We start from the raw sequence: 1465 nt of genomic DNA, 5'->3' as shown, positions 1-1465 counted from the left end.
TTCACCCACAGCGCGGCGTAAATATGCACCATGATCACCACGATCAGCGCGACCGCCGAGAAGGAGTGCAGCATCAGCGCGACGCGGATAACCGGGATGGAGAAGGCCGGCGCAAAGTACGGACGCCAGATAATCACCCCGCTCACCAGCAGCAGCACCAGGAAGATAATCGCCGCCCAGAACACGCACTTCTGGCCGAAGTTATAGCGCCCGGTGTCGCCCACTTCCTCGTTGACCACAATCTTGCGAATGTTCTTCGCCCAGAAAATATCGTCCCGGTTGATCAGGTTATGGTGCCAGTAGCGGAAGAACATGATGATGAACGAGGCAAACATAATCACGCCCACGAACGGGTGCAGAATACGCGCCAGCTGCGGGGTGCCCATGATGTGCATCAGCCAGTTGAAGGACGGGAAGAAAAAGCCCAGCCCGCTCACCGCCGCCAGCACGAAGCAGAAGGCAGTGACCCAGTGGTTGATGCGTTCCGGCGCGGTGTAGCGCACGATGGTGTCACGTCTTTTCATTTGCGCACCTCGTCTTTCTCTTCATCCAGATTGTCCTCTTCCTCTTCCGCGCGGTTCGGACCAACGCCGACGTAGTGGAAGATGCTGGCGGCGAAAGTGGCCGCAAAGCCGACCGCCGCGAGAGGCTTCCAGATCCCTTTCCAGAACTTAACCGTGGCGCTGATTTCCGGGTTCTCCGGCAGGCCGTGGTACAGGTTCGGCTTGTCGGCGTGGTGCAGCACGTACATCACGTGCGTGCCGCCAACGCCGGCCGGATCGTACAGCCCCGCGTTGTCGTAACCGCGGGTTTTCAGCTCGGCGACGCGCTCGCCAGCCAGCGTTTTCATCTCCTCTTTGGAGCCGAAGTGGATAGCGCCGGTCGGGCAGGTTTTCACGCACGCCGGCTCCTGGCCAACGTTAACGCGGTCGACGCACAGCGTACATTTGTAGACGCGGTTATCTTCCGGGTTCAGACGCGGCACGTTGAACGGGCAGCCGGCGATGCAGTAGCCGCAGCCGATGCACTGCTCGGACTGGAAGTCGACGATGCCGTTGGCGTACTGAATGATCGCCCCTTCCGCCGGGCAGGCCTTCAGGCAGCCCGGGTCGGCGCAGTGCATACAGCCATCCTTGCGGATGAGCCACTCCAGTTTGTCGTTCTGCTCCACTTCCGAGAAGCGCATCACGGTCCAGGATTTGGCGGTCAGGTCGGCGGGGTTATCGTACACCCCGACGTTGTGACCGACTTCATCCCGGATGTCGTTCCACTCGGAACAGGCCACCTGACAGGCTTTACAGCCGATACAGGTGGTGACGTCGATAAGCTTCGCCACCTCTTCCTGGTGGTCCCGCGCGCGAGGCGCGGGGGTGAAGCCGTTAGTCGCGGAACGACGGATAATGTCTTGCGATTGATAAGCCATAATTCGTCTCCGTTACGCCTTTTCCACGTTCACGAGGAAAGC

2 protein-coding genes are annotated in these 1465 nt (G+C 60.1%); both read right to left on the bottom strand.

Annotation, left to right across the window (positions count from 1 at the left end):
* Nucleotides 1-524 (bottom strand): formate dehydrogenase cytochrome b556 subunit (fdoI, locus tag CMQ96_RS28180; protein ID WP_024360731.1); only part of this gene is annotated, 524 nt, incomplete at its 3' end.
* Complete coding sequence (fdxH, locus tag CMQ96_RS28175) at nucleotides 521-1423, bottom strand: formate dehydrogenase subunit beta (RefSeq protein ID WP_004122548.1); 903 nt, start codon at nucleotides 1421-1423, stop codon at nucleotides 521-523. The genes fdxH and fdoI, both read right to left, overlap by 4 nt.
* Between the last annotated feature and the right edge of the window lie 42 nt (nucleotides 1424-1465).

The organism is Klebsiella sp. MBT K-1, from assembly GCF_002556465.1.
In the GTDB taxonomy this organism is placed as follows: Bacteria; Pseudomonadota; Gammaproteobacteria; order Enterobacterales; family Enterobacteriaceae; genus Klebsiella; species Klebsiella grimontii.
The sequence above is the reverse complement of the archived record's forward strand: the minus strand, read 5'-3'. Positions and strand labels throughout refer to the sequence as shown.

What these genes read in the sequence shown, in the direction of transcription:
- fdxH (WP_004122548.1), bottom strand. Translation starts at nt 1,423, where the DNA reads ATGGCTTATCAATCGCAAGACATTATCCGTCGTTCCGCGACTAACGGC.